Raw genomic sequence first — 26,821 nt, 5'->3', positions numbered from 1 at the left:
ATAGAGTAATGACACGCCACCTTGTGCGATGGGGCGCGCCGGCCGTGCTGGCGCTGTGCGCGGCGGGATCGTCCGCCCAGCAGCCGGCCGACGACGCGCTGTTCATGACCGGGGCGGAGCCGGTGTCTCCACAAGATTATGCCAAGCTGCCCAAACAGGGGCGGTTCCGTGCCTATCTGCCCAAGCAAGTGGACCTGTCCAACGCCTATCCCCCGCCCGGATCGCAGGGACCGCAACCCAATTGCGTCGCCTGGGCCACCACCTATGCCGCGCGCACCTTCCTCAATTTCCGCGACAAGAATATGCAGCCGGACGAACCGGGCGACCAGATGAGCCCGGCTTATGTCTATAATCGGCTGCGCCCGGCGGGGTCGCCCTGCACCGGCACGATCAGCATCGTCGCGGCGCTGACCCTGCTCAAGAATGAAGGGGCGGTCACGCTGGCCGATTTCCCCGACGACATGACCAAATGCGCCATTCCAGCGCCCGATACGCTCAAGACCAGGGCGGGCGATTTTCGCCTGCTCGACTGGCGCGCGGTCGATCGCGAGGTGAAGGACGATTGGCGCACGCCGATTGTGCTGGACGATGTGAAGGGCGCGCTGGCGCGCGGCGTGCCGGTCATCTTCGCCATGCCCGCTCCGGCGGATTTCAAGGCGTTTCGCGGGGACGGCGTATATGGTCGTGCGGAAAAGCCGGACCGGGCCGGCTATCATGCCATGGCGATCGTGGGCTATGACGAGGATCGACAGGCGCTACGCATCATGAACAGCTGGGGCGTGGGCTGGGGCGACAAGGGCTATGCCTGGATCGCCTATGACACATTCAAGCTGCTGGCTGGCGAGGCCTATTCGCTCGAAGCGCCGGTCGCCCCGACCCCAGCGGGCGCGCCCCCGCCGCCGCCGCGCAGCGATGCGCAGATCTTCGCCGAGCAGATGGCTGCAATGCCGTGCGGCACGGTGTCGGTACAGGGCACGAGCGTCACCGGCTTTTCGGGCGACGTCAACGCTATCGCCGCGCTGCGCGAGGCGTCGGCCAAGGCCGATCCGCGCCGCAGTTTCGCGGTGCGTCACCTGCCCTGGCCGCAATGCGAAGCGGCACTGACGCTGGCCGCGCCGCTGGCGCGCGAGGGCACCGGCATCGGCGTGCTGACTGCGGACGGTAAGGATCGCGCGGGCGACCCGGTCGTGATGCGCGAGAATGATATTTTCGGCGTCAGCGCGACCACCAGCGCGGCGCGGCCCTATTTGAGCATCATCTACCTACAGGCGGACGGCAGCGCAGTAGAGCTGCATCGCGGCCATCCCGAGCCGGATCGCAAGGGCGTGCGCCGCGTCACCATCGGCCTTAGCCAGACCGCGCAGCGCTATCAGGTCGCGCCGCCCTTCGGCCCCGAACTGATCGTCGCACTGGCTTCGGCCAAACCGCTGTTCGGCGACGATGAGGTCGTGAACGGGACCGAGCGGCAATTCCTGACCCGGCTGCGCGCCAGGCTGGCCGCGCAACGGGGCGAGGGCGTATCGGCCGCCTTTGTGAGGCTCCAGACCAGCAACTGACTTCATACCAAGGTGGGATGCGGCTGACTCAGACGGAGTGTTCCCCGGCGTAGGCCGGGGAACACAAAGCCATGGGTTCGTATCTTTGCTTACGGCTATTGGATCAGGTTCCAAAGCCCCCGCCGCCCGGCGTTTCGATGATGAAGGCGTCGCCCGCGCGCAGTTGCACCGTGGCGGTCGGGCCGAGCGGTTCGATGCTGCCATCGGCGCGCGCCACGCTGTTGCGGCCCAGCGCGCCGGGCGATCCGCCGTCCAGGCCGAAGGGCGGCACGATGCGACGGTTGGACAGGATGCCGGCGGTCATATCCTCCAGGAAGCGGATGCGGCGCAGCGCGCCATGGCCGCCGCGATGACGCCCCTGCCCGCCCGACCCCGTGCGCACAGAAAATTCCTCCAGCAGCACGGGAAAGCGCGTCTCCAATATTTCGGGATCGGTCAGGCGGCTGTTGGTCATGTGCGTCTGCACCACATCGGCGCCGTCAAAGTCGGGACCGGCGCCGGCACCCCCTGCGATCGTCTCATAATATTGGTGGCGGTCGTTGCCGAAGGTGAAATTGTTCATCGTCCCCTGCGCCCCGGCCAGGACGCCGAGCGCGCCGAACAGGGCGTCGGTCACGACTTGGCTGGTTTCGACATTCCCTGCGACCACGGCGGCGGGAAAGCGCGGGCGCAGCATCGAGCCTTCGGGAATGCGGATGGTGATGGGTTTGAGGCACCCGTCGTTCATCGGCACGGCTTCGTCGATCAGCGTGCGCACGACATAGAGGACGGCGGCGCGCACGACGGAGGCGGGGGCGTTGAAATTATTGGGCAACTGGTCGGCCGTGCCGTTGAAGTCGATGGTCGCGGCGCGGGCGGCGCGATCGACATGGACAGCGAGTTGGACAGTATCGCCGCTATCCATCGCATAGTGAAACTGCCCGTCGGACAGGCGATCGATCAGGCGGCGGACGGCGGCTTCGGCCTGATCCTGCACATGGCCCATATAGGCCGATACCGTTTCGACTCCGTAACTATCACTGATGCGGCGCAGTTCGCTCGCCCCCTTGGCGCAGGCGGCGATTTGCGCGGAGAGGTCGGCGATATTCTGGTCGATATTGCGGGCGGGCCAGGGGCCGGAGGCCAGCAGGTCGCGGATGGCGGCTTCGCGAAACGCGCCCTGATCGACCAGCAGCAGATTGTCGAGGACGATGCCCTCTTCCTCCACGCTGATGCTGCCGGGCGGCATGGAGCCGGGCGTGATGCCGCCGATATCGGCATGATGGCCACGCGCCGCGACATAGAAGCGCGGCGCACCCGCCCCCACGAAAACCGGCATGATGAGCGTGACGTCGGGCAGATGGGTGCCGCCATCATAAGGGGCGTTGAGCGCATAGACGTCGCCCGGCAGCATGCCGCGCCCGTCGATCGGCTGTCCGTCCGGGCCCCCATTCGCGACAATGCCGCGCCGGCGCATGATCGTGCGGATGCTGTCACCCATGCTGCCGAGGTGGACGGGCATGTGCGGCGCGTTGGCGACCAGATTGCCGGCCGCGTCGAACAAGGCGCAGGAGAAATCCAGCCGTTCCCGAATATTGACCGAAGAAGCACTATGCTGAAGCGCGGCGCCCATTTCCTCAGCTATCGCCATGAACAGGCCGCCCATCACCTCCAGCCGGACGGGATCGACGCTGGTGGCGTCACCGCTTTCGGGCTTGGCACGGGCGATGTGGCGGGTGAGGATGAGGTTGCCATGTGCGTCGAGCTGCGCCCGCCAGCCCGGTTCGACCGCCGTGGTGGAGACAGGGTCGATGATGAGCGCGGGGCCATCTATCAGGCTGTCTGCCGATAGACCGGCGCGATCATGGACGGGGGCCGTGTCGCCGGCATAGTCGACATGAGCCAGCGGCGGCGCGGCCTGCGCGGCGATGGCGACGATGCCGTCCATGGCTTCGCGGGTCGAGGCGATCGCTTCGACGCGGGCCATGTCGATCAGGATGCGGCCCTTGCCCGCAAAGCCGAAGCGGGCCTGATGCTGGGCCAGGAAATCGGCGCGCATGGTGTCGGCATCGGCCAGCGGCACGTCGAACAGACTGTCCGTGCCGTCATAGCGCAGGCGCAGCAGCGTTTCGGTGCGATCGGCGTCGGGCAGGTCGGTCCGGGCGTCATCGGCGAGCGCATCGAGCGCAGCGTCCAGTCCCACCTCGCCCAGCGGCAGGGCCAGCGTCCGTTCCCGCACCGCGCGGCGATCGGCCAGACCCATGCCATAGGCCGACAGCACGCCGCCCAACGGGTGGATCATCACCCGGTCCATGCCCAGCGCGTCGGCGACCAGGCAGGCATGTTGCCCGCCCGCCCCGCCGAAGCTGGCGAGCGTATAGCGCGACACATCATGGCCCCGCGCGACGGAGATGCGCTTGATCGCGTTCGCCATGCTGGCGACGGCGACGGCGATGAAGCCCTGCGCCGCGTCGCGGGGCGTCATGGTGCGGCCGGTGTCCGCCTCCACCTGCGCGCAAAGGGTGGCGAAGCGCGCCTCCACCGCTTGGGCATCGAGCGGCTGGTCGCCGTTCGGACCGAACAGGCTGGGGAAATGGGCGGGCTGGATCTTGCCCAGCATGACGTTGCAGTCGGTGATGGTGAGCGGGCCACCGCGCCGATAGCAGGCCGGACCGGGGACCGCGCCCGCGCTTTCAGGGCCGACGCGGAAACGGCCGTCGACGAAGGAACAGATGGAGCCGCCGCCCGCCGCGATGGTGTGGATGCGCATCATCGGCGCGCGCAGGCGGATGCCGGCCACGCGCGCTTCATTGTCGCGCTCATAGGCGCCGGCATAATGGGACACATCGGTCGACGTGCCGCCCATGTCGAAACCGATGACTTCGCGGAAGCCCGCCTGCTCGGCCGTGCGGGCGAGGCCGACGATGCCGCCGGCCGGACCGGACAGGACGGCGTCCTTGCCCCGGAACAGCGCGCCGTCGGTCAGGCCGCCACTCGACTGCATGAACAGCATGTCGGCGTCTTCGCCCAGGGCATCGCGCAGGCCATCGACATAGGTGCGCAGGACGGGGGAGAGATAGGCGTCCGCCAGCGTGGTATCGCCGCGACCGATCAGCTTGATGAGCGGCGCGACGTCATGGCTGGCGCTGATCTGGGTAAAGCCGATATCGGCGGCGATGCGGACCAGTGCCCGTTCGTGGGCGGGATGGAGATAGCCGTGCATCAGCACGATCGCGACGGCGCGCAGACCCTTGTCATAGGCGGATTGCAGCGCGGCGCGGGCGGCGGCTTCATCCAACGGCGTGCGGATGGTGCCGTCGGCCATCATTCGCTCGTCGATTTCGACCACATCGGCATGCAGCGGATCGGGCAGGATGATGCGGCGGGCGAACAGGTCCGGCCGTTCCTGCGTGCCGATGCGGATCGCGTCGCGATAACCGCGCGTGATCGCCAGCAGCACCGGTTCGCCCTTGCGCTCCAGCAGAGCGTTGGTGGCGATGGTGGTGCCGATGCGCAGGGTGCAGGGCGGGATCGGGCCATCACCCGCGCCGGTCAGGCGGCGCACCGCTTCCACCGCCGCGTCGGCATAGCGTTCCGGGTCGCTCGACAGCAATTTGGCGGTGTGCAGTTGCCCGTCGGGCGCGCGTGCCACCACATCGGTGAAGGTGCCGCCGCGGTCGATCCAGAAATGCCATGTCATGGGGCGGGTGATGGCGGGGCGGGCGCGCGATGGCAAGGGTTGCCCGCGCCTGCGACGGCCCCTGTCCCTTGGTGCAGAGTTGATCGAGGTTGTGGACAGAGGGCGATCCCGAACATATCAGGAACGAATGGCGCAGCTTTCCACCCGGCAGAAACTCGAAATCCTGGCCGATGCCGCCAAATATGATGCCTCCTGCGCGTCGTCCGGCACGGCGAAGCGGAACAGCAGCGATGGCAAGGGGATCGGATCGACCGAGGGCATGGGCATATGCCACGCCTATGCGCCCGACGGCCGCTGCATATCCCTGCTCAAGATATTGCTGACCAACAGCTGCATTTTCGATTGCCATTATTGCATCAACCGCCGGTCGAGCGATGTGCGCCGCGCGCGCTTTACCGCGCAGGAAGTGGTGGAGCTGACGCTCAACTTCTACCGCCGCAATTATATCGAGGGGCTGTTTCTCTCGTCGGGCATCATCGCGTCGTCCGACTATACGATGGAGCAGATGGTCGAGGTCGCCCGGTCGCTGCGCGAGGACCATGATTTTCGCGGCTATATCCATTTGAAGACGATTCCCGATGCCGACCCGGCGCTGCTCAACCTGGCGGGCCTCTATGCCGATCGGCTGTCGATCAATGTCGAATTGCCGACGGACAGTGGGCTGAAACGGCTCGCGCCGGAAAAGGATGGCGGGCGGATCGAAGGGGCGATGGGCCATTTGCGTGGCGAGATCGACGACAAGATCGACGCGAAACGCAAATATAAGAGCGCGCCCCTCTTCGCCCCCGCCGGCCAGTCGACCCAGATGATCGTGGGCGCCGATGCGGCCGACGACCGGGCGATCATCGCCAAGGCAAGCAGCCTGTACGACCGGCATAAATTGCGCCGCGTTTATTATAGCGCCTTTTCCCCCATTCCTTCGCCCAGCGCAGTGCTGCCGTTGAAGCGGCCGCCGCTGATGCGGGAACATCGGCTGTATCAGTCGGACTGGATGATCCGCTTCTACGGCTATGATGCGCGGGAGATTGCGGCGGCGACCGATGCGGCGACCGGCTGCCTGCCGCTGGACATCGACCCGAAGCTCGCCTGGGCGCTCAACCATCGGGCTGCCTTTCCGGTGGATGTCAACCGCGCCCCGCGTGAGGCGCTGCTGCGCGTGCCGGGACTAGGCGTGAAGGCGGTCGATCGCATCCTGATGAGCCGACGCCATCGGCGGTTGCGGCTGGACGATGTGGCGCGGCTGACCACATCGATCAAAAAATTGCGGCCGTTCCTTGTCGCGGCGGACTGGCGGCCGGTCGCCCTGATCGACCGGGCCGACCTGCGCGCCCGTCTCGCTCCACCCGCGAAACAGCTCGATTTGTTCACATAATCGTAATTTCGGGTTGATTGAGCGCGCCACACATGAAATTCTGTTGCCAGGGTCAAAAAAGGAGAATGGGGTCTTGGCGACCGCAGTCGGCAATCGCGCACAGGGTAAGGGTTTCGCCAAGCGCATCAGTTCGCATCTGGCCGCCGCCCTGGTCGTCTTCTGTCTCGCGCAGATTTTCGTCGTCGCCAAGATGGGCGGATCGCTGGTCCTGCACCTTGGCATCATCGTCGCGATCGGCGGCTATGGCGTGGCGGCGCGCGGGCTGGAACGGCGCTGGCAGATGCTGGAGCAAGGCGGTCTGTCGCAGCATGGCCTCACGCTGCGGTTCCGCCGCGACATATTGCAGCTTTGGGGCGCCAGCATCCTTGGCGCATTGCTGTGGATTCCCGTGGCGATCATCTTCCGCTTCCTGTTCGGCTGATCCTTCGGAGCCAATTGCCGCGACCGTCGTTCTTCTTCCTCGCACGAGGAGGAATATCCATGGCCGACGCCACCATTTTCGATCGCCTGAAACAGGATCACGACGCCCATCGCCAGCTGTTCGCCAAGATGGCGGAGGCGGATCGCGAGAAGGACGAGGAGCGGCTGGAAAAGCTGTTCGAACAGTTCAAGGTCGAAGTGTCCGCCCATGCCGCGGCGGAGGAAGAAACGCTCTACGCCACCATGCTGGCGCGGCCGGACCTGCGCGAGGATGCGCAGCACAGCGTGTCCGAGCACAAGGAAATCGACGATTATCTGGAAGAGCTGGACGACCTGAAATTCAATGGCGAGGCATGGCGGAAGAAATTCGCCGAGATGAAGAAGCGCTACCTCCACCATATCGACGAGGAGGAGGAAGAGATGTTCCCCGACGCGGCCAAGGAACTGACGGCCGCCGAAGAGGAGAAGCTCGGCAAGCTGTTCGCCAAGCGCAAGCCCGCCGAACTGGAACGAGCCCAGGCCGAGGATTGATCTATCTGCGACCGTTCGTTTCGAGCCAAGTCGAGAAACGAGGCAAAGCCGAGTTCAGCGAAGCTAAACCGATAGCAATGCGCTTTTTGTTTCTCGACACGCTCGAAACGAACAGGTCATGGTGTAGCAGGCCGAGATGTACCGCGTCGCGCTGACGGCGCCGGACGATTTCGACGGCTGGCGGGCGGCGGCGCGGCGGCTGGCGCTGGCGGGCGTCGATCCGGCGGATATCGTGTGGCAGGTGGGCGATCAGAGCATCGACCTGTTCGGCGACACGCCGCTGCCGGCCGAGCGGCCCGGTGCGGGCTTTGCCGTGCCGCGCGCTTTTGTCGATTTGGCCGAGAAGGCCATCCTCCATAGCGAACCGGCGCGCTTTGCCTTGCTTTATGCGCTGCTATGCCGGTTGCGTGGCAGGCCGGGGCTGATGGAGGACAAGGCCGACCCGCTGCTGCGCCGGGTGGATGTGCTGGCCAAGGCGGTGCGGCGCGATATCCACAAGATGCGCGCCTTCGTGCGTTTTCGCGAAATATCGGATGACGGGGGCGAACGCTTCGTCGCCTGGTTCGAGCCGGACCATCATGTCGTGCGCGCCAATGCCGGCTTCTTCATGCGCCGCTTCGCCGCGATGCGCTGGTCGATCCTGACGCCCGAAATCAGCATCCATTGGGATGGCGAGACGCTCGCCGAAGGGCCGGGCGCGAAACGGACGGACGCGCCCGACGGTGATCCGGTCGAGGCGCTGTGGAAGGGCTATTATGCCGCCATCTTCAACCCGGCACGGCTCAAGACCGGGGCGATGCTGTCGGAAATGCCGAAAAAATATTGGCGCAATCTGCCCGAGGCGGCGTTGATCCCCGATCTGATCGCCGGCGCACAGGCGCGCGAGGCGGCGATGATCGCGACCGCGCCATTGCCGGAAAAGGTGCCGAAGCGGCAGGGGGATGTCGCGACCGTATGGGCGACGATCCGGCATGAAGCGATGGGCTGCACCCGTTGTCCGCTCCACCGCGATGCGACGCAGATGATATTTGGTGAAGGGCCGCTTGATGCGCCGCTGATGATCATCGGTGAGCAACCGGGCGATCAGGAGGATCTGGCAGGCCGCCCGTTCGTCGGGCCGGCGGGGCAATTGCTGGATCGGGCGCTGGCGCAGGCGGGCGTGGACCGATCCCGCGCCTATGTCACCAACGCGGTCAAGCATTTCAAATTCGAGCGGCAGGGCAAGCGGCGGTTGCACCAGTCGCCGGATGCGGGCGAGATCGAAGCATGTCGCTGGTGGCTGGGGCAGGAAATCGACCTCATCCGGCCGCGCATCATCGTCGCGCTGGGTGCCAGCGCGGCGCGCGCGATGCTGGGCAAGGCCGTGACGATCGGCCGCACGCGCGGCGCCGCGATCGCGCTGAAGGATGGCGCGGAAGGATGGGTGACGGTGCATCCAAGCTATCTGCTGCGCCTGCCCGATGCGGAGAGGCAAGCGGCGGAGCAGGCGCGGTTCGTGGATGATTTGCGGATGGTGGCCGAGCGGGTGAAGGCTCTGGGGTGAGTGGAAGTGCTGTGTGGGGAAGGTCCGCTTTTCGCCGTCATCCCAGCGAATGCTGGGATCTCAGGCCGCGTTGCGCTTCCCTTCCTGCGACCCCAGCATTCGCTGGGGTGACGATGAAGGCTGGTCGCCTGTGGCGACGCCGACCCTGCGCAAAATCGGGGGAATGCGGAACGGTTTGCAGTCCTAAAAACCGTTCCGCACCCCAAACTCCTGCATCAAGAGGAACAGGAGGTTGACTGAAAGGACCGGGGCGGATCGCGTGGACCCGCCCCGGTCTATCTATGTCAGATCAGAATTTCGCGACCACACCCGCCATCGGGCGGATCGAGCGGAAATTGCCCATCGTGTCGGCCTGAACGCGCAGGCGGATGTTGCTGCTCTGGGCCGAACCGCCCATGTCAGCGGGCGACAGTTCGACGCCGGCGCCATAGGTGGTGCCGTGGAAATCGAGGCTGTCGGGACCAAGCGCGTCGAAATTGACCCACTTATAGCCGACCTTGCCGAAGATCAGGCTGTCCTTGCCCGCCTTCACGCCGGCGCGGCCCGCCACGCCATATTCCCAGTCGATATCGCCCGATACGCCCTTGGACGCAGTGCCTTCGACGCCGACGACGATGGGACCGGCGACATTGTAATTCACGCCTGCGACGCCTTCGACCATGCGGCCCTTGTAGCCAACGGGCGGGATGCCTTCCTTGCCGGTTTCGCTGTCGAAATTATGCACGCCGCCCATGACGCCGACATAGGGTTCAATGCGGCGTGTGGAGGAACCGGCGTCGTCCTGGGCCATGGCAGCGGCAGGCAACAGGACAGCGGCAGCGGCTGCCGAAAAAAGCAGTGTCTTCATGGGGGTGGCCCTTTTTCTATCGTGGATTTTATGCGGCGGTTTGGACCCGCCGGGTCGATGCGAGCGCTCAAAGCGGCTGCGTGTCGACAGGGGGGATAATGGCCGGCCGGGGCGGAAGGTTTCCTGAACGATTCCGAAAAGCGCGGTAAAAGGCGATTATGTGACGGAAAGAACACGCTTTCTGTCAGCCCGATGAACGAAACCCCCTTTTTCTGAACCTGCGATAAACGCTGGCGCAGAAAGGATAATCCATTCACAACCAATTCAACCGGACTGCGTTAAGCCGACAGAAGATGATGATGAGGAGAAAGACGATGACGGGCATCCGACATCGGTTTCTGGCTGTGATCGGGCTGGCGGGCGCGCTGGCACTGGGCGGTTGCGCCTATGACGACGGTTATGGCTATGGCGGCGTGAACGTGGGCACCGGCTATTATGGCGGCGGTGGTTATTATGGTGACGGCTATTATGGGCCGTCGGGCTATTATCAGCCCGGCCTCTATAGCGGCTGGTACGACAATTATTATTATCCGGGCAACGGCTATTATGTCTACGACCGTGGCGGCCGGCGCCAGCGCTGGAACGACGGCCAGCGCCGTTATTGGGAAGGCCGCCGGGCCGAACGCCGCGATGATCGTGGCCGCGGCGACGGCTGGCGTGGCCGGGATAGGGATGGCGACGGACGGCCGGGCAACTGGACGCGCCCACCGCGCCCGCCGCAGGGCAATGACGCCAATAACGGCAATCAGGGCGACCGCAACTGGGGGCGCGACCGTAATCCCGGCGACCGCAACTGGGGCCGGGACCGTACGCCGGGTGAGGGCGGAAACCGCTGGCGCGGCAATGGCGGCCGAAGAGACGGAGCGGTGCCGACGCCGCAGCCCGGCCTGCGCCAGCCGCAGGCGCAGCAACCCCGGCCCAGCCGTCCGCAGATGAACCAGCCGCGCCCGCAGCGCAGTTGGGGCGGCGGCGGACGCCCGGGTGGTCGTGGCGGCGAACGGGTTCGTCCCAACTGATGCGGACTTTGACGAAGACCGTCTTTCTGCTGCCCCTCCTGCTCGTCGCGGCCTGCGACGGGCGGGAGGAGAGCGCGATCGACAATCTGGCCAATGGCGCGAATGCGGCGCAGGTGGATAATAATGTCCGGGCCGAAGCGATGGCCGTGATGGAACCGTTGAACCCGCCGGAGCCGGGCACGCCCGGCGGCCTGCCGGTCGATCCCGAACCGATCGCCGAAGGATCGATCACGCCCGACAGCGCGCAGGGCGCCGCTCAGGTGGTGCAGGGCTATTATGGTCTGCTGGAGGAAAAGCGGTTCGTGGACGCGCAGGATCTATGGGATCAGGCCGGCTCGATCGGATCGCAGGATGACGCGCATTTTACGGCCCGCTTCCGCGGTTTCAGCGAAATCCACGCCAATATCGGCGCGCCATCGGAACCCACAGAGGCCGAGGGCGCGATGCAGGTGACGGTCCCGGTGCAGGTCTATGGCCGCATCGCCGCGACCGGCAAGCCCTGGCACACATTGCGGCAGGTGGTGTTGCGCCGGGTCGCCGACGCGCCGGATGACAAGGCGGAGCAGCGGCGCTGGCATATCGATTCGATCGGTGCCTATGTCGCTCCTGCCGAGACAGAAGGCGCGGAACCCGCCCATGCCATTTCCATGACGGACGGCATGGCGAAAAAGCAGTGAATGGCGAAACAGGCCGTACCGACAAGCCCTGATGTGAACCTATGGCTTTGCGTTTCCCGGCCTGCGCTAGGGAACGCTTGATATGAGACAGCCACATGGTGCCTTGATGTAGACGGATCATGAAAAAGGGCGCCCGGTCATGCGACCTGGCGCCCTTTTGCTGTCCGTTCAGACCGTGAATTAAGCGACGGTCGCCTTGAGGATCTTGCCCGGCGTGCGCGGCGGCTCGCCCTTGGGCAGGGCGTCGACATGGTCCATGCCCGACGTCACTTCGCCCCAGACGGTGTACTGGCCGTCGAGGAAGGTGGCGTCGTCGAAGCAGATGAAGAACTGGCTGTTGGCGCTGTTCGGGTTGGACGAACGGGCCATCGAGCAGACGCCACGAACGTGCGGCTGACGGCTGAATTCGGCCTTGATGTCGGGCAGCTTCGATCCGCCCATGCCGGTGCCGGTCGGATCGCCGCCCTGCGCCATGAAGCCGGGGATGACGCGATGGAAGACCACGCCGTCATAGAAGCCGTCCTTGGCCAGCGTCGTGATGCGTTCGACATGGCCGGGGGCCAGATCGGGGCGCAGCTTGATCACGACGTCGCCGCCGCTGTCGAGGGTGAATGTAAGCGTTTCGTCGGCCATGAGGATACCTCTCGTGGTTGAAGGAGTGATGCCCCCATATAGAGGCTTCAAAAGGGGATGGAAGTTTCTTGTGACGAACGCCCGCAACCGGCCAGACGCCCATTGCAATATGGTCGTGCATAAGCGAAAGCAGCCCCATGTTACAGGAACCGGACAGTAGGGGGCGCCATGAGCGAGCGCGGCGATCCAGCCGAACCCCTGTCGCATGGGGTCGAGACTGACGAAGATATCGTCCTGGAACAGGCCGAAACCGGCCTGGACGAGGATGATCGGCTGAGGCCCGAATTTCTGTCCGCCGTGCTGGATGCGGTGGAAGAGGGCGACAATGAGACGGCGCGAGACCTGGTATCGCCGCTGCATCCCGCCGATATTGCCGACCTTCTGGAACTCACCCCGTCGGAGCGGCGCGGCGATGTGGCCGCCGCGCTGGGCGATCTGGTCGGCGCGGAAGTCCTGTCCGAGCTGAACGATTATGTCCGCGACGACCTGATCGGCGCATTGGCGCCCGAACAGGTCGCCGAATTCGCCGCCGAACTCGACACCGACGACGCCGTCGCCATCATCGAGGATATGGAGGAGGCCGACCAGCAGGCCGTGCTGGAGGCGATGGAGCCGGAAGATCGCGCCGCGATCGAATCCGCCCTTTCCTATCCGGAGGAATCCGCCGGCCGCCTGATGCAGCGCGATCTGGTCGCGGTGCCCGAACATATGACGGTCGGCCAGGTGATCGACTATCTGCGCGACAATGCCGACCTGACCCGCGATTTCTGGGAAATCTATGTGGTCGACGCGGCGCATCGGCCGATCGGCTATTGCCAGCTCAGCTGGATCCTCACCTGCCCGCGCGGCATATCCATGCTCGACCTGATGAAGCGCGAACAGACGCTGATCCCGGTCGATATGGATCAGGAAGAGGTCGCGCTGCGCTTCCAGAAATATGCGCTGATCTCCGCCGCCGTGGTGGACAGCGCGGGCCGGCTGGTCGGCATGATCACAGTCGATGACGTCGTCCACATCATTTCGGAAGAAGCGGGCGAAGACATTCTGCGCCTGTCGGGTGCGGGCGAAGGCGACATCAACCAGCCGATCCTGATGACCGTTCGTACCCGCCTGGTCTGGCTGGTGGTCAATCTGGGCACGGCGATGATCGCCGCGTCGGTCGTGGGCCTGTTCGAAAGGACGATCGAGCATCTGGCGATGCTGGCGGCGCTGATGGGCATCGTGTCGGGCATGGGCGGCAATGCCGGCACCCAGACGCTGGCCGTGATGGTGCGCGCGATCGCCACCAATCAGGTCACCAGTTCCAATACGCTGCGCATGATCGTCCGGGAATTTCGCATCGCGGCGACCAATGGGTCGGTGCTTGGCTTCCTGATCGGGATCGGCTCCTATCTGGTCTATGGCCAGTTGGGCCTGTCGCTGGTGTTCGCCGCCGCCATCCTCATCAACAATATGGTGGCGGGCCTCGCGGGCGTTCTGATCCCGGTCACGCTGGACCGCAGCAATATCGATCCGGCCGTGTCGTCGGCGGTGTTCGTGACGATGATGACCGATTCCCTGGGCTTTTTCACATTTTTGGGTCTGGCCACGCTCTTCCTGACCTGATGACGCATTGACCCGTGGGGTTGCGTCACCCATCTGCCGGTCCATGCCGCTGCACATGACCAAGATCGCCTTTGGCGCCGAAAGCCCCGCCACCTTACGCGCCTGGCTGGAAAGCCATGATGGCGAAGCGCGGACCAGCACCCGTTACCTGCCCAAGCGGGTGGAGGAGATGGCGGGCGGATCGCTCTTCTGGATTCACGGCCATATGCTGGTGGGGCGCAGCCCGATCATCGGCTTCGAGGAGACGGGACAGGGCCGATATTGGATCAGGCTGGAGCCCAAATTGATCCCGGTGCGCGCCAAGCCCAAGCGCGCGCATCAGGGCTGGCGCTATCTGGAGGATGCTGATGCGCCGGCCGATCTGGACGGCGGCGAGGCCGACGATCTGGACGCGATGCCGGTGGCGCTGATGAGCGAATTGACGAAATTGGGGTTGGTTTAGCGGGGCATATATACAAGACGTCACCCCGGCCTTGAGCCGGGGTCCCGCTGCCTTTCATTGTTACGCTTCCTTCCACTGCCACGAACAAGGAGCGGGACCCCGGATCAAGTCCGGGGTGACGATGATTTACCCGCTGTTGCGCAGCGCCGTGGCGATCGCGTTGATCGACAGTTCGATGCCTTCCTTGATCCGTGCGTCATCCTCGCCCGCGCGATGGCGCTTGAGCAATTCGACCTGCAACAGGTTGAGCGGCTCGATATAGGGCAGGCGCAGGCGGATGGATTCGTCGAGCGCCGGATTCTTTTCCAGCAGACGCGACTGGCCGGTCGCGGCAAGCAGCCCGTCATGCGCCTGTTGCCAGCCTTCCCGGATGCGGCCGAAAATCGCTTCGCCCGCCGCCTGATCCTCGACCAGCGGCAGATAGCGGGCGGCGATGCCCAGGTCCGACTTGGCCAGCACCATCTCCAGATTGGCGAGCGCGGATTGCAGGAAGGACCAATGCTGCCCCATATCGGCCAGCAGCGCCTTGTCCTCGAACGCCGAGAGCGCCTGCCCCACGCCATACCAGCCGGGTAGCATGACGCGCGCCTGCGCCCAGCTGAACACCCAGGGGATGGCGCGCAGATCCTCGATCGCGTTGCTCTTGGTCCGGCTGGCCGGGCGAGAGCCGATCTTGAGGCCGGAAATTTCCTGAATCGGGGTCAGCTGGCGGAAGAACTCCTTGAAGCCGTCCGTGCCGTAGACGAGGTCGCGATAGGCGGCGAAGGCGTTCTTGGACAGCTCGTCCATCGCCGCACTGAAGCGGGCGGCGTCGCGATCCGAAATGCCGTCCGGCTCCAGACTGGCGAGCAGGGTCGCGCTGGTCATCGCTTCCAAATTGGTCATGGCCACGTCGCGGGTGCCGAATTTGGCGGCGATCACCTCGCCCTGTTCGGTGATGCGGATGCGGCCCTGCACGCTGCCGCGCGGCTGCGCCTGGATCGCCTTGAAAGCCGAGCCGCCGCCGCGCCCCACCGCGCCGCCGCGCCCGTGGAACAGCTGCATCGCCGCGCCCGCATCGGCAAAGACCGGCTCCAGCGCCTGGCTCGCCTTGTACAGGCTCCAGGTGGAGGTGATATAGCCGCCATCCTTGTTGCTGTCGCTATAGCCGATCATCACTTCCTGATGGCCGCGCGCCTTCACCACGCCGGCGATTTCGGGCAGGCCGAAATAAGCGGTCATGATGGACGGCGCGGCTTCGAGATCGGCGATGGTTTCGAACAGGGGGATCGCCATGATCGCGGCCTGCGGCGGCGCGCCATCCGTGCCCGCCTGCCAAAGGCCCGCTTCCTTGAGCAGGATATTCACTTCCAGCAGGTCCGACACGCTTTCGGCCTTGGAAATGATATAATGGGTGATGCTTTGCGGCCCGTAGGTGCGGTGCGCCTGCGCAGCGGCATGGACGATCGCCAGTTCGGACGTCGTTTCCTCCGAATAGTCGGAGAAACGCCCACCCAGCGGCCGGTTGTTCGCCAGTTCCCGACGCAGCAGCGCGATGCGCGCATATTCGTCGAGCGCGAGATAATCGGCCTCCACCCCCGCGACCTTGAGCAATTCGGCCACGACCCGCTCATGCACGGCGCTGTTCTGGCGCATGTCGAGCGTGGCGAGGTGGAAGCCGAACGTCTCCACCGCGCGGATCAACCGACCCAGCGCGCCCCCGGTCGAGAGCGCACCATCGCCTTCGCTCGCCAGCCCCTGCGCAACCACGACCAGATCATGGCGCAGGTCGCCCGGCGTGGCATAGGCCTCCCCCTTCAGCGCAGAGGGACGCGGCGGCGCTTTGCCGACCAGGGCGGCATAGGTGGCGGCGAGCCGCGCATAAATGCCCGACAGCGCCCGGCGATAGGGTTCGTCCTGCCGGCTGGGCGACGCGTCGCCGCTGGCCTCCGCCAGGTCCAGCACCGCTTGCGGCACATGGGCAAGCTCGGTCGAGAGCGACAGTTCGGCGCCCAGTCCGTGGATGCCCTCCATATAGAAGGCCAGCGCCGCGTCGCAGCCGCGCCCCAACGCCGAGCGCAGCTGGTCCGCCTGAACGAAGGGATTGCCGTCCCGGTCGCCGCCGATCCAGTTGCCCACGCGCAGGAAACTGTGCGGCCGTGCGCCCAGCACCCGTTCCCAGCGCGCATAGAGCGCCGGCAGAACGGGCAGGAAGACGTCGCGGAAATAGGTCAGGACATTGTCGATCTCATCCTGCACGAACAATTTTTCGCGGCGCAGCGGGCGCGTCTGCCACAGCAGCGCAATCTGGCGGAAAATCGCTTCGTCCAGTTGCTCGCCCTCGGCCGTTTCGGTGCGGCCGGCATCCTTGAGCTGCATCAGGTCGGCGATGCGATTCTTGTGATCGATCATGCTCTTGCGCCGCACCTCGGTCGGATGGGCGGTCAGGACCGGCACGATCAGGCTATGCGACAACAGGTCCAGCACGGCGTCGCGATCGACCCCATGGGCGGCGAGCCGTTCGACCGCTGAGGCGACGTCAGCGCCCGGTTCCGCCGCCACGCCCTGCCGATCCTCGGCCAGATTGGCGAGCATCGAGAAGAGCATGAAACCGCGGGTGAAATTAAGCGTATCGTCGAGGTTCAGCGCATCCAGCCCGGTGTCGGTCAGGTCCGCGCCCTGCAATCCCCGCGCCCGATCGACCGAGGCGGAGCGGATATATTCGGTCTGTTTGTAGAGCTTGTCCCCGCCATAGGCGCGAATGACGTCGCCCAGCAGCCGCCCCAGATAGCGGATATCGGGATTCTGCGTGATCGCAGGGGCTGCCTGCGCCGAAGCGGGTGCTGTTCTCTCCATAATGCGCCGATGCTGCACCGCAACAATCCTATGGTCAAGGCACCGGCATGGATATTTATCGGTCGGCCGGGTTCAATCCGACTGCCTTTTGAGAAAGGCGATGATGTCCGCCCGGTCGAGCGGATCGCCGATACCGGCAAATTGCATGTTGGTGCCGGGCACGAGCTTGCGCGGATTGGCGATCCATGCGTCGAGCGTCGGCGCATCCCATCGCCCGCCAGCCTCGACCAGGGCCGCCGTATAGCCGAAACGGCCGCTATGCTGCCCCATGGGCTGGCCGAAAACGCCATAGAGATTGGGACCGCCGAAATCGGGCGCGCCCTTGCTGGCCTTGTGACAGCCGGCGCAGACGCCGAATTTGCGGGCGCCGGCATCGGCATCCGCCACCTGGAGCAGCGCGTCCAGCGACGGATTGGGGCCGGCCGCGCGCAATCGCTCTTCCCGCCGATCGTCGCCGCAGGCCGTCAGCAACAGGATCGCCGCCGCCACAAAATGAAAGCCTATTCGCATAGCCCGACCGCCTGTAGCGCAGCGCGCGGCGTGGCGCATAGCGGACCGATTGTCCCGCCAGTCCATGAGCGCCCTTGCGCTCCCCCGCTCCCTTGGGCCAAAGGGCATCAGTGACCGCCAGCATCAGCATAGGAACCGACCATCACGGCAAGGACGTGCTGGTCGATGTCGAGGAATTGCTCGCCACCCGTCTGCTCGTCCAGGGCAATTCGGGGTCGGGCAAATCGCACCTCCTGCGCCGGCTGCTGGAAGAAAGCGCGCCGATGGTGCAGCAGGTGGTGATCGATCCGGAAGGCGATTTCGTGACGCTGGCCGATCAATATGGCCATGTGGTGATCGACGCGGGCGACTATAATGAGCGCGAGATCGTGAAGATGGCGACGCGCATCCGCGAACATCGCGCGTCCGTCGTCCTCAGCCTCGAATCGCTGGAGCTGGAGGCGCAGATGAAATGCGCCGCGTCCTTCCTGTCCACCCTGTTCGATGCGCCGCGCGACCATTGGTATCCCGCCTTGGTGGTGGTGGACGAAGCGCAGATGTTTGCGCCAGTCTCCGCCGGCGATGTGTCGGACGAAGCGCGGCGGCTGAGCCTTGCCGCCATGACCAACCTGATGTGCCGGGGGCGCAAGCGCGGGCTGGCCGGCGTGATCGCGACGCAGCGGTTGGCGAAACTGGCCAAGAATGTCGCGGCCGAGGCGTCCAACTTCCTGATGGGCCGCACCTTCCTGGACATCGACATGGCGCGCGCGGCCGACCTGCTGGGCATGGAACGGCGGCAGGCGGAGCAGATTCGCGATCTGGAGCGCGGGCGCTTCCTGGGCCTTGGCCCCGCCATCGCGCGGCGGCCGGTGGCGGTGAAGATCGGCACGGTGAAGACCGGCACGCGCGGCGGCACGCACAAGCTGATGCCGCCCCCGGTCACGACCGGCGGGGATTTTCAGGAAATGCTGTTCGCCAAGGTCGAGGAAGAGGCACTGCCGCCGCCCCCGCCCCGCCCCGAACCGACCGCTCGCCCGGCCGAAGAGATCATGCGCGCGCTGGCCGATACGCCGGCCGCCAAGCCCGCCGCGCCGGAACTGGATTTCGGCGAGAATGAGCCGGTCGTCATCGCCGTGCTGGAGGATATCGTCGCCGATCTGGGCGATGCGGCGCCCAGCGTGGCGGCGCTGTATCAGGATTTCGGCGTGCGGTGCCGGATGAGGGGCCTGAAGCGATCGCCGCTGGACCTGCCCGCCTTCCGCAAGCGCTTCGCCATGGCGCAGGCGGGCATGGCCGATGCCGACGATGTGCGCTGGCAGGATGCGATTCGCGCAGCGGAGCCGGTGCCGGAGGATATGCTGGCCCCCTTCCTGCTGATCGCGCGCGCGGCGCTGGACGGGCAGACCTGCCCCGACGACGCGGCGCTGGGCCGGGCCTATGGCACCAGCTCGCCAGGCCGCGTCCGCCGGCTGATCGACTATATGGAGAAATTGGGCGTCATCGTCGCGCGGACCGATTTTTCGGGCAAGCGCTCGATCGGCGTGCCGGGGCTTGGCCTGTCCACGGCGGCGGCGGATTGATGGCGACGCCTTCGGTCCTCTTCGTCTGCCTCGGCAATATCTGCCGGTCGCCGCTGGCCGAAGCCGCGCTGCGGGCGGAGGCGGAGAAGGCCGGCGTCGATATCACCGTGGATTCGGCCGGCACCGGCGACTGGCATATCGGCAGCCCGCCTGATCCGCGCGCGCAGGCGGTGGCGCAGCGCCATGGCATCGATATCAGCACCTATGCCGGGCGGCAGGTCCGCGCGGAGGATTTCCGCCGCTTCACCCATGTCTTCGCGCTGGATGCGGAAAATCTGAAAAATCTGCGCCGCATCCGCCCGTCGGACGGGACCGCAGAGCTGCGCCTGCTGATGGACATGGTGCCGGGCCGTGAGGGGACGGGCGTAGTCGATCCCTATTTCGGCGAGGATGCCGGGTTCGACCTGACCTGGGACGATGTGACCCTCGCGGCGAAGGCGATCATCGCGGACCTTTAGACCGGAATAAAATTCAGACGCGAGATCGCGAAACGGCACCGCGTCATCCTGAACTTGTTTCAGGATCCATCGCGCCTCCATGCTCCGCCGTCCGCCTTCGATGAGACATGGATGCTGAGCCGCAGGCCAGCGCAGCTAAACAAGGTCAGCATGACGATTTTAGCTGATTACGAGGATTCCCGCACCAGCAGTTCGGGCGCGATCTGGACCGATCCGGCATCTTCGCCGCCGATCCGGCGGACCAGCAGATCGACCAGATGATGCGCGCCCATCTCTATATCCTGCCGGATGGTGCTGAGCGCCGGGCGCGTGAGCCGGGCCAGCGGAATATCGTCGAAGCCGACGATCGATATGTCCTGCGGCACCTGCAAACCCTGCTGCTGGGCCGCCGCGATCAGGCTCAGCGCCACGACGTCCGATGCGGCGAAGATGCCGTCGGGCCGGTTGCCCGCTGCGAACCAGTCGCGCGCGGTCGCCTCGCTCGCTTCGGACGTCACCGGGCTGGTGACCAGCACGACGTCATCGCGCAATTCCGGCGGCAGACCGGCGAGGAAGCCGACATGGCGCGCCGCAAATTCCGGTACGCCGACATCGCCGAAAAAGGCGAGGGTTCGCCGCCCGCGATCGACCAGATGCTGCGCCGCCAGACGGCCGCCCGCTTCATTGTCGGTGCCGACCGTGACGGGGCCGTCGCCGCGGACCTGTTCGCCCCAGACCACCAGCGGCCGATAACTGGCCGCGGCCCGCGCCAGCGCCGCGCCCTGATCCGACTGGCCGATGACGATCACGCCGTCGGTGCGGCCGGTGCGGATGAAGGTGTCGAGCCAGTCGTCCCGATCCGGCAACACGCGCGAGAGCAGTAGATCATATCCGCGATCCGTCAGCGCATCGGCCAGATAGCCGAGCATCGTGAGGAAGAAGGGATCGGACAATTGCTGGCCGCGCGCATGGCCCAGCGGCATTAGCACGGCGATGGCGCCGGTGCGGCCCAGCCGCAGATTTTGCGCCGCGACATTCATGCGGAAACCATGATGATCGGCCAGCGCCTGGATGCGTGCCCGCGTCCCCTTGTTCAGCGCGCCCTTGCCGGTCAGCGCCCGCGACACGGTGGACACCGACACGCCTGCCAGACGCGCCAGATCGGCGATGCTCTTGAGTGGCCCGGAACCCTGATCGTCCATGGCCGCAGACTAGGGTAAATCGGGACTGTTCACAATGTCTTGCCGAGTCACCCGAACGAGTAGCGTCGCCACCCCGGCGCATAGCATCATGACGCCCGCCATGACGATCAGGTTGCGCGGATCGCCGCCCAGCAACGGGCGATAGACCAGCGGCACGACCAGCGTTTCCGCCAGCATGGGCAGAACGATGAACATGTTGAAAATACCCATGTAAATGCCGGTCCGTTCCGGCGGGATCGCGCCCGACAGCAGCACATAGGGATTGCCCATCATGCTGGCCCAGCCGATGCCGATGCCGATCATCAGCAGGAACAATGTGGCGGTATCGCGCGCCTGCGGCAGGGCGATCATCGCCATGCCCGACAGCGCGACCGACAAAGCATGCAGGTTACGCAAGCCGATCCGGCGGCTGAACGGCATCATCGCAAAGGCCGCAAAACAGGCGACAGCATTGTAGAGCGCGCCCGCCTGCCCAGCCAGCAACACCGCCTGACGGAAGGCCGGGCTGGCGGGATCGGCAGTGTCAAACAGCGACCGGGCGAGCGCGAAGGCGATATATTGCCAATAGGCGAACATGGCGAACCACTGGAACGCCATGGACAGCGCCAGTTGCCGCATCGGCACCGGCATGTCCCGCACCGCCGCCGCAAAATCCCGCAGGGCGGTGCGCAGCGACAGCGGCTGCGCCTGCATATGCGCAACCTGCGCCGCCGAAAGCGGCAGTTCGCGCACCCGCAGCACCGACCAGAGGATGGTGGACAGCGACACCACCGCCCCGATCAGGAAGGCGATGCGGGTGATGTCGGGTATGCCGTTGGCATCGACCAGATCGGCGTCCGCACCCCACCAGACCAGCAGCGATGGCGCCAGATAGGACAATGTCTGGGCCAGGCCCGTAAAGGCGCTTTGCGTCAGGAAGCCGACGGTGCGCTGCCGCTCGGCCAGCCGGTCGCTGACATAGGCGCGATAGGGTTCCATGGTGATATTGTTCGCCGCGTCGAGCATCCAGAGCAGGCTAGCCGCGAACCAGAGCGTGGGGCTGTAGGGCATCGCCAGCAGGCCGATGCTGCACAGGATCGCGCCGAGCAGGAAATAGGGCGTGCGGCGGCCCCATGTGCTGACGGTCCGGTCGCTCATCGCGCCCACGATCGGCTGGACCAGCAGGCCCGTCACCGGCCCTGCCAGCCAGAGCAACGGCAAGCTGGCCTCATCCGCGCCCAGATAACGGTAGATCGGCCCCATATTCGCCTGTTGCAGGCCGAAGGAAAATTGGATGCCCAGAAAGCCGAGATTCATTTCGACGATGCGCGACAATCGCATGATCGGCCTGTGTCCGACGTCAACCATGGCTGGCTTCCCTTCTCCGCCCACCCCTTATAGATCAAGATTTGGTCATTGCGAGCGTAGCGCGCTTGTTCCCCAGCCATCTTGACGCACGCTGTCGGGTCTGTAGCTTCTTGCCACCCTATTCTCAGCCGGTTGGAGCGCTTGCGATGCGCATGGTCCAGTTGCTGATTGACGCGGTGCCCGATGCCGGACCGTCCTCGTCCGGCCGCCCGCCTTCATGCCTTTCGCCTGCCCGTCATTCCCTGCGGAGCGGCGTGATGATAGCCATAACAGGGGGAGAGGAACATCCATGCAGATTGTCTATATCGCCATAGGGTGCGGCCTGCTGGCCGTACTCTACGGGCTTTTCACCAGTCGCCAGGTCTTGAGCCAACCACCCGGCAATGACGTCATGCAGGCGATCGCCGGCGCTATACAGGAAGGCGCGAAAGCCTATCTGGGCCGACAATATACCACCATCGCCATCGTCGGCGTGGTCGTGGCGGTGCTGGTCGCCCTGTTCCTGGGCGTCACATCCGCGGTCGGCTTCCTGATCGGGGCGATCCTGTCGGGGGCGGCAGGGTTTATCGGCATGAACATCTCGGTCCGCGCCAATGTCCGCACCGCCGAAGCCTGTCGCGGCACGTTGCAGAGCGGTCTGACCGTCGCCTTCCGTGCGGGCGCCATCACCGGCATGCTGGTGGCGGGCCTTGCCCTGCTCGCGATCAGCCTGTTCTTCTGGTATCTGACCGGCCCCGCCGGCCATGCGCCCGACGACCGGCTGGTGATCGACAGCCTCGTCGCGCTGGCGTTCGGCGCGTCGCTCATCTCCATCTTCGCGCGGCTGGGCGGCGGCATCTTCACCAAGGCGGCCGATGTCGGCGCGGATCTGGTGGGGAAGGTCGAGGCCGGCATACCGGAGGATGACCCGCGCAACCCGGCCGTGATCGCGGACAATGTGGGCGACAATGTGGGCGACTGCGCCGGCATGGCGGCCGACCTGTTCGAAACCTATGTCGTGACCGTCGGCGCGACCATGGTGCTGACGTCGCTGCTGGTGACGGGCGTGGACAATGCCTTTCTGATGAAGCTCATGGCCCTGCCGCTGATCGTGGGCGGCGTGTGCATCATCACCTCCATCATCGGCACCTATATGGTCCGTCTGGGCGCCAGCCAGTCGATCATGGGCGCACTCTACAAGGGGTTCTGGACCACGGCGATCCTGTCCATCCCCGCCATCTATTTCGCCACCCAATATACGCTGGGCGACCTCAACGCCGTGTTCGGCGCGGATCTGGACGGGGTCGGCGGCTATACCGGCATGAACCTCTTCTGGTCGATGCTGGTGGGGCTGGCCGTTACCGGCCTGCTGGTGGTCATCACCGAATATTATACCGGCACCGCCTATCGCCCGGTCCGCAGCATCGCGAAAGCATCTGAAACCGGCCATGGCACCAATGTCATTCAGGGGCTGGCGATCAGCCTGGAATCGACTGCGCTGCCGACTTTGGTGATCGTGGTCGGCATCATCGTCGCCTATCAGCTCGCGGGCCTGATGGGCATCGCCTTTGCCGCCACCGCGATGCTGGCGCTGGCCGGCATGGTCGTGGCGCTGGACGCCTATGGCCCGGTCACCGACAATGCCGGCGGCATCGCCGAAATGGCGCATCTGGACGATAGCGTCCGGGTGAAGACCGACGCGCTGGATGCGGTGGGCAACACGACCAAGGCGGTGACGAAGGGCTATGCCATCGGCAGCGCCGGCCTGGCCGCGCTGGTGCTGTTCGGCACCTATACGGAGGATCTGGACTATTATGGCTCCGCGCTGGGGCTGACCCAGCCGGTCGATTTCTCCTTGAAAAACCCCTATGTCATCGTCGGCCTGCTGCTGGGCGCGCTGCTGCCCTATCTGTTCGGGGCGATGGGCATGACCGCCGTGGGCCGTGCGGCCGGCGACGTGGTCAAGGACGTGCGCGATCAGTTCGCCACCAACAAGGGCATTATGGAAGGGACGTCACGCCCCAATTATGCCCGCACGGTGGACCTGGTCACCCGCGCCGCGATCAAGGAAATGATCGTGCCCAGCCTGCTCCCCGTACTGGCGCCGATCGTCGTTTACTTCGCGATCGCCGCGGTGGCAGGCAGCGACAATGGCTTTGCGGCGCTCGGCGCCCTGCTGCTGGGCGTCATCGTGTCCGGCCTGTTCGTCGCCTTGTCGATGACAAGCGGCGGCGGCGCGTGGGACAATGCCAAGAAATATATCGAGGACGGCCATCATGGCGGCAAGGGCAGCGAAGCCCATAAAGCCGCCGTCACCGGCGATACGGTCGGCGATCCGTACAAGGATACCGCCGGCCCGGCGGTCAACCCGATGATCAAGATCACCAATATCGTCGCCCTGCTGCTGCTCGCCGCGCTGGCGCATGGCGGCTGATCGACCGTGAAGGGGATGGAGGGGCAGCACCGCCTCTCCTCCCCTCATCTTTGGCCCGACCGGTCGCGCAGGGCCTTCCCAACCCCGACATTAACCCTTTCTTCAGAGCGCGGGCGCAGTCTGTCGCCGTGGTCGGCCGATTAGGGGGCGGGCCGCACCGCAACGGATTTCCTGCCATGTCCATCGGTCATGGCCCAGTTCGTGGAGCGGATGCCTTGATGATGCACGCGATTGTAAACGACGAGCCGGGCCGTATCGCCGCCCTGCACCGTTACCAGATTCTCGACACCCCGGTCGAAGGCGCGTTCGACAAGGTCACCAACCTCATCCGCACCCTGTTCGGCGTCCCCATGTCCGCCGTGTCGCTGATCGATACCGACCGTCAATGGTTCAAGTCGCTCGCCGGGTTGGATGTGTCGCAGACCCCCCGCAGCGAAGCCTTTTGCGACCATGCCATCCGGCAGGACGAGCCGCTGATCATCACCGATGCGCGGGACGATCCGCGCTTTTGCGACAATCCGCTGGTCACCGGCGATCCGGGCATTCGCAGCTATGCCGGCGTGCCGCTGCGCACGCCCGATGGCTATAATATCGGCTCGCTCTGCGCCATCGATACCCGCGCGCGCGACTTCGCGCCCGAACAGATCGAGATATTGAAAAGCCTGGCCCCGATCGTGGTCGAGCAGATGGAATTGCGCCTGCTGGCCGAGCGCGATCATCTGAGCGGGGCACTGACCCGCCGCGCCTTCGTCGCCGAACTGGACAAGGCGATCGCGCTGCATATCCGGCACCAGCGCCCCGCCGCGCTGCTGATCCTGGACATCGACCATTTCAAACAGATCAACGACACATATGGCCATCCGGTCGGCGACCGGGTGATCGAGGCGGTCGCGAAACGCTGCGCCGAACTCTCCCGCCCCAGCGATTCGCTCGGCCGGATCGGTGGCGAGGAATTCGCGCTGCTGCTGCCCGAAACCAGCGAGGCGGACGCGCTAGCCGCTGCCCGCCGTTTCTGCGCCGCGATCGGGGCGATGCGCATCCCCCATGATCCGCCGCTCCATGTCACCGCCAGTTTCGGCGTGGCCGCGATCGGCCTTGGCCGGATGAGCAGCCAGGACTGGCTGTCGGCCGCCGACGCAGCCCTCTACGAAGCCAAGCGCGGTGGCCGCAACCGGGCGGTGCTGGCGCCGCTGGCGGCCGAGTGCGCCGCCTGATCCGAGGTCGGAAGTGCCGGACATAAGCGGTGACGTGCCGCCCATCGGTGCATTCTACGCGCTCAGCGCATCTGCGGCGCATGCGTCTGTCATGTTGGCAGGATAGGACAAGGCGGACCGAGTCCAGTCATGACGACGAGCCTTTGCGGCAATGATAGTCATAAAATAGAAATATAAATGACGCGCAAATGTCACCTGTTGGTCATATTGGGCGCGGCGACCCTTTGTTGGGAGAGGAATTGCCGTGCGCTCCATTCGCCCTTGCCTGTCGTCCATCGCCGCCCTGCCCCTTCTATGGGCCGCCACGACGCCCGCTCATGCCAGCGAGGATGAACAGCTGTGGACCACGGCCAACGCCACGGTGAAGCTGGGCGATCATTGGCGCCTGTCGCAGGAAATCGTCGCCCGTTTCAGCGACGATCGCCAAGGCCTGTACGAAATCGAATCCAACTCGCTGGTCGGATACAAGTTGTCCAAGGTGGTGACGATCTGGGCCGGCTATACCCATGACCCGCAATATGCCGGCGGTGATTTCACCGTTATGGAGCATCGCGGCCGCCAGCAGCTGACGTTCGACAATATCGCGAAGATCGGCCGCGTTTCGATCAGCGCCCGGATGCGGATGGAGGAACGGTGGCGCGAGGGAGTGGACGGCACCGCCTGGCGGCTGCGCCCCTATGTGAAGCTGGCCATGCCCTTCCGCGAAGGCGGCAAGACCGCGCTGGTGCTGAGCCATGAGAGTTTCTTCGACCTCAACAAGACCAATTTCCAGCGGGTCCAGGGGGAGGAGCGGATGCGCAACCTGATCGCCATCACCACCCCGGTCGCGAAAAATGTGAATGCGGAAATCGGCTATCTGCACCAGCATGGCTTTCGTCGCCATGCCGACGACAGCAACGACCATGTAGCATCGTTCGCGCTGAGCTTCAGCTTCTAGTCAATGGCCGATGACTCGGAAACGGATGCTACTCCACTTGATATAG

At 65.3% G+C, this 26,821-nt stretch carries 21 protein-coding genes; 14 read left to right on the top strand and 7 right to left on the bottom strand.

Annotated elements, in window-relative coordinates; translation table 11 throughout:
- The first annotated feature begins 8 nt into the window (after positions 1-8).
- The gene (locus F4U95_RS06960) at positions 9-1,556 is read left to right on the top strand and encodes a C1 family peptidase (protein ID WP_150425119.1); all 1,548 of its coding nucleotides are present in this window, start codon (positions 9-11) and stop codon (positions 1,554-1,556) included.
- 103 nt (positions 1,557-1,659) lie between these two features.
- Here the strand turns inward: F4U95_RS06960 and F4U95_RS06955 are convergent, their stop codons facing one another.
- A complete protein-coding gene (locus F4U95_RS06955; RefSeq protein WP_150425257.1) occupies positions 1,660-5,235 on the bottom strand; it encodes a hydantoinase B/oxoprolinase family protein in 3,576 nt (1,191 codons plus the stop codon).
- A gap of 127 nt (positions 5,236-5,362) precedes the next feature.
- On the opposite strand from F4U95_RS06955, the gene F4U95_RS06950 reads away from it, so the two are divergent.
- From F4U95_RS06950 to F4U95_RS06935, 4 genes are all read left to right on the top strand, one after another.
- Positions 5,363-6,607, top strand: coding sequence for a putative DNA modification/repair radical SAM protein (locus tag F4U95_RS06950; protein WP_150425118.1), 1,245 nt, complete (start codon positions 5,363-5,365; stop codon positions 6,605-6,607).
- Positions 6,608-6,680: 73 nt separating this feature from the next.
- Positions 6,681-7,028 (top strand): hypothetical protein, encoded by a 348-nt coding sequence (locus F4U95_RS06945; RefSeq protein ID WP_150425117.1) that lies wholly within the window; start codon positions 6,681-6,683, stop codon positions 7,026-7,028.
- 59 nt (positions 7,029-7,087) lie between these two features.
- Positions 7,088-7,558 carry a hemerythrin domain-containing protein gene (locus tag F4U95_RS06940; RefSeq protein ID WP_120251534.1) on the top strand — a complete coding sequence of 157 codons (471 nt, stop codon included), beginning with the start codon at positions 7,088-7,090 and terminating at the stop codon, positions 7,556-7,558.
- Between the two features lie 136 nt (positions 7,559-7,694).
- Complete coding sequence (locus F4U95_RS06935) at positions 7,695-9,101, top strand: UdgX family uracil-DNA binding protein (protein ID WP_150425116.1); 1,407 nt, start codon at positions 7,695-7,697, stop codon at positions 9,099-9,101.
- Positions 9,102-9,390: 289 nt separating this feature from the next.
- On the opposite strand, the gene F4U95_RS06930 is transcribed toward F4U95_RS06935, so the two are convergent.
- Positions 9,391-9,948, bottom strand: coding sequence for an outer membrane protein (locus F4U95_RS06930; protein WP_150425115.1), 558 nt, complete (start codon positions 9,946-9,948; stop codon positions 9,391-9,393).
- Positions 9,949-10,262: 314 nt separating this feature from the next.
- On the opposite strand from F4U95_RS06930, the gene F4U95_RS06925 reads away from it, so the two are divergent.
- Positions 10,263-10,964 carry a peptidase gene (locus tag F4U95_RS06925; RefSeq protein ID WP_150425114.1) on the top strand — a complete coding sequence of 234 codons (702 nt, stop codon included), beginning with the start codon at positions 10,263-10,265 and terminating at the stop codon, positions 10,962-10,964.
- The gene (locus tag F4U95_RS06920) at positions 10,964-11,641 is read left to right on the top strand and encodes a hypothetical protein (RefSeq protein WP_150425113.1); all 678 of its coding nucleotides are present in this window, start codon (positions 10,964-10,966) and stop codon (positions 11,639-11,641) included. The genes F4U95_RS06925 and F4U95_RS06920 overlap by 1 nt, the downstream gene beginning before the upstream one ends.
- A gap of 180 nt (positions 11,642-11,821) precedes the next feature.
- Here F4U95_RS06920 and F4U95_RS06915 read toward each other — a convergent pair whose 3' ends face one another.
- Positions 11,822-12,274 carry a peptidylprolyl isomerase gene (locus tag F4U95_RS06915; protein WP_120251529.1) on the bottom strand — a complete coding sequence of 151 codons (453 nt, stop codon included), beginning with the start codon at positions 12,272-12,274 and terminating at the stop codon, positions 11,822-11,824.
- 168 nt (positions 12,275-12,442) lie between these two features.
- On the opposite strand from F4U95_RS06915, the gene mgtE reads away from it, so the two are divergent.
- The gene (mgtE, locus tag F4U95_RS06910) at positions 12,443-13,879 is read left to right on the top strand and encodes a magnesium transporter (protein ID WP_150425112.1); all 1,437 of its coding nucleotides are present in this window, start codon (positions 12,443-12,445) and stop codon (positions 13,877-13,879) included.
- A gap of 43 nt (positions 13,880-13,922) precedes the next feature.
- A complete protein-coding gene (locus F4U95_RS06905) occupies positions 13,923-14,321 on the top strand; it encodes a DUF1489 family protein (protein WP_150425256.1) in 399 nt (132 codons plus the stop codon).
- 126 nt (positions 14,322-14,447) lie between these two features.
- On the opposite strand, the gene ppc is transcribed toward F4U95_RS06905, so the two are convergent.
- Positions 14,448-17,156: a phosphoenolpyruvate carboxylase gene (gene ppc, locus F4U95_RS06900; RefSeq protein ID WP_150425111.1), complete on the bottom strand. Its 2,709-nt coding sequence runs from the start codon at positions 17,154-17,156 to the stop codon at positions 14,448-14,450.
- Between the two features lie 72 nt (positions 17,157-17,228).
- A complete protein-coding gene (locus F4U95_RS06895; RefSeq protein ID WP_150425110.1) occupies positions 17,229-17,666 on the bottom strand; it encodes a c-type cytochrome in 438 nt (145 codons plus the stop codon).
- 110 nt (positions 17,667-17,776) lie between these two features.
- Between F4U95_RS06895 and F4U95_RS06890 the strand changes: the two genes are divergently transcribed.
- Together F4U95_RS06890 and F4U95_RS06885 are read left to right on the top strand one after the other, a co-directional pair.
- The gene (locus F4U95_RS06890) at positions 17,777-19,225 is read left to right on the top strand and encodes a helicase HerA domain-containing protein (RefSeq protein ID WP_150425109.1); all 1,449 of its coding nucleotides are present in this window, start codon (positions 17,777-17,779) and stop codon (positions 19,223-19,225) included.
- Positions 19,225-19,683 carry a low molecular weight protein-tyrosine-phosphatase gene (locus F4U95_RS06885; protein WP_150425108.1) on the top strand — a complete coding sequence of 153 codons (459 nt, stop codon included), beginning with the start codon at positions 19,225-19,227 and terminating at the stop codon, positions 19,681-19,683. The genes F4U95_RS06890 and F4U95_RS06885 overlap by 1 nt, the downstream gene beginning before the upstream one ends.
- 167 nt (positions 19,684-19,850) lie before the next feature.
- Here F4U95_RS06885 and F4U95_RS06880 read toward each other — a convergent pair whose 3' ends face one another.
- Complete coding sequence (locus tag F4U95_RS06880; protein ID WP_150425107.1) at positions 19,851-20,864, bottom strand: LacI family DNA-binding transcriptional regulator; 1,014 nt, start codon at positions 20,862-20,864, stop codon at positions 19,851-19,853.
- Between the two features lie 9 nt (positions 20,865-20,873).
- Positions 20,874-22,211 carry an MFS transporter gene (locus tag F4U95_RS06875; protein ID WP_246171516.1) on the bottom strand — a complete coding sequence of 446 codons (1,338 nt, stop codon included), beginning with the start codon at positions 22,209-22,211 and terminating at the stop codon, positions 20,874-20,876.
- A 289-nt stretch (positions 22,212-22,500) separates the two neighbouring features.
- Between F4U95_RS06875 and F4U95_RS06870 the strand changes: the two genes are divergently transcribed.
- The 3 genes from F4U95_RS06870 to F4U95_RS06860 all read left to right on the top strand — a co-directional run bounded on the left by F4U95_RS06870 (position 22,501) and on the right by F4U95_RS06860 (position 26,775).
- Complete coding sequence (locus F4U95_RS06870) at positions 22,501-24,624, top strand: sodium-translocating pyrophosphatase (RefSeq protein ID WP_150425106.1); 2,124 nt, start codon at positions 22,501-22,503, stop codon at positions 24,622-24,624.
- 218 nt (positions 24,625-24,842) lie between these two features.
- On the top strand, positions 24,843-25,838 hold the full coding sequence (locus F4U95_RS06865; protein WP_150425105.1) for a sensor domain-containing diguanylate cyclase: 996 nt from the start codon (positions 24,843-24,845) through the stop codon (positions 25,836-25,838).
- A gap of 253 nt (positions 25,839-26,091) precedes the next feature.
- Positions 26,092-26,775 (top strand): DUF2490 domain-containing protein, encoded by a 684-nt coding sequence (locus F4U95_RS06860; RefSeq protein ID WP_425505046.1) that lies wholly within the window; start codon positions 26,092-26,094, stop codon positions 26,773-26,775.
- Positions 26,776-26,821: the final 46 nt, after the last annotated feature.

Source organism: Sphingobium limneticum (assembly GCF_008710165.1).
Taxonomy (GTDB): domain Bacteria; phylum Pseudomonadota; class Alphaproteobacteria; order Sphingomonadales; family Sphingomonadaceae; genus Sphingobium; species Sphingobium limneticum.
This window is presented reverse-complemented; position numbering and strand designations above follow the sequence as displayed.

What these genes read in the sequence shown, in the direction of transcription:
- F4U95_RS06940 (WP_120251534.1), top strand. Translation starts at nt 7,088, where the DNA reads ATGGCCGACGCCACCATTTTCGATCGCCTGAAACAGGATCACGACGCC.
- F4U95_RS06905 (WP_150425256.1), top strand. Translation starts at nt 13,923, where the DNA reads ATGCCGCTGCACATGACCAAGATCGCCTTTGGCGCCGAAAGCCCCGCC.
- F4U95_RS06930 (WP_150425115.1), bottom strand. Translation starts at nt 9,948, where the DNA reads ATGAAGACACTGCTTTTTTCGGCAGCCGCTGCCGCTGTCCTGTTGCCT.
- F4U95_RS06895 (WP_150425110.1), bottom strand. Translation starts at nt 17,666, where the DNA reads ATGCGAATAGGCTTTCATTTTGTGGCGGCGGCGATCCTGTTGCTGACG.
- mgtE (WP_150425112.1), top strand. Translation starts at nt 12,443, where the DNA reads ATGAGCGAGCGCGGCGATCCAGCCGAACCCCTGTCGCATGGGGTCGAG.
- F4U95_RS06960 (WP_150425119.1), top strand. Translation starts at nt 9, where the DNA reads ATGACACGCCACCTTGTGCGATGGGGCGCGCCGGCCGTGCTGGCGCTG.
- F4U95_RS06880 (WP_150425107.1), bottom strand. Translation starts at nt 20,864, where the DNA reads ATGGACGATCAGGGTTCCGGGCCACTCAAGAGCATCGCCGATCTGGCG.
- F4U95_RS06955 (WP_150425257.1), bottom strand. Translation starts at nt 5,235, where the DNA reads ATGACATGGCATTTCTGGATCGACCGCGGCGGCACCTTCACCGATGTG.
- F4U95_RS06865 (WP_150425105.1), top strand. Translation starts at nt 24,843, where the DNA reads ATGATGCACGCGATTGTAAACGACGAGCCGGGCCGTATCGCCGCCCTG.
- F4U95_RS06925 (WP_150425114.1), top strand. Translation starts at nt 10,263, where the DNA reads ATGACGGGCATCCGACATCGGTTTCTGGCTGTGATCGGGCTGGCGGGC.
- F4U95_RS06950 (WP_150425118.1), top strand. Translation starts at nt 5,363, where the DNA reads ATGGCGCAGCTTTCCACCCGGCAGAAACTCGAAATCCTGGCCGATGCC.
- F4U95_RS06885 (WP_150425108.1), top strand. Translation starts at nt 19,225, where the DNA reads ATGGCGACGCCTTCGGTCCTCTTCGTCTGCCTCGGCAATATCTGCCGG.
- F4U95_RS06870 (WP_150425106.1), top strand. Translation starts at nt 22,501, where the DNA reads ATGCAGATTGTCTATATCGCCATAGGGTGCGGCCTGCTGGCCGTACTC.
- F4U95_RS06875 (WP_246171516.1), bottom strand. Translation starts at nt 22,211, where the DNA reads ATGGTTGACGTCGGACACAGGCCGATCATGCGATTGTCGCGCATCGTC.
- ppc (WP_150425111.1), bottom strand. Translation starts at nt 17,156, where the DNA reads ATGGAGAGAACAGCACCCGCTTCGGCGCAGGCAGCCCCTGCGATCACG.
- F4U95_RS06920 (WP_150425113.1), top strand. Translation starts at nt 10,964, where the DNA reads ATGCGGACTTTGACGAAGACCGTCTTTCTGCTGCCCCTCCTGCTCGTC.
- F4U95_RS06935 (WP_150425116.1), top strand. Translation starts at nt 7,695, where the DNA reads ATGTACCGCGTCGCGCTGACGGCGCCGGACGATTTCGACGGCTGGCGG.
- F4U95_RS06915 (WP_120251529.1), bottom strand. Translation starts at nt 12,274, where the DNA reads ATGGCCGACGAAACGCTTACATTCACCCTCGACAGCGGCGGCGACGTC.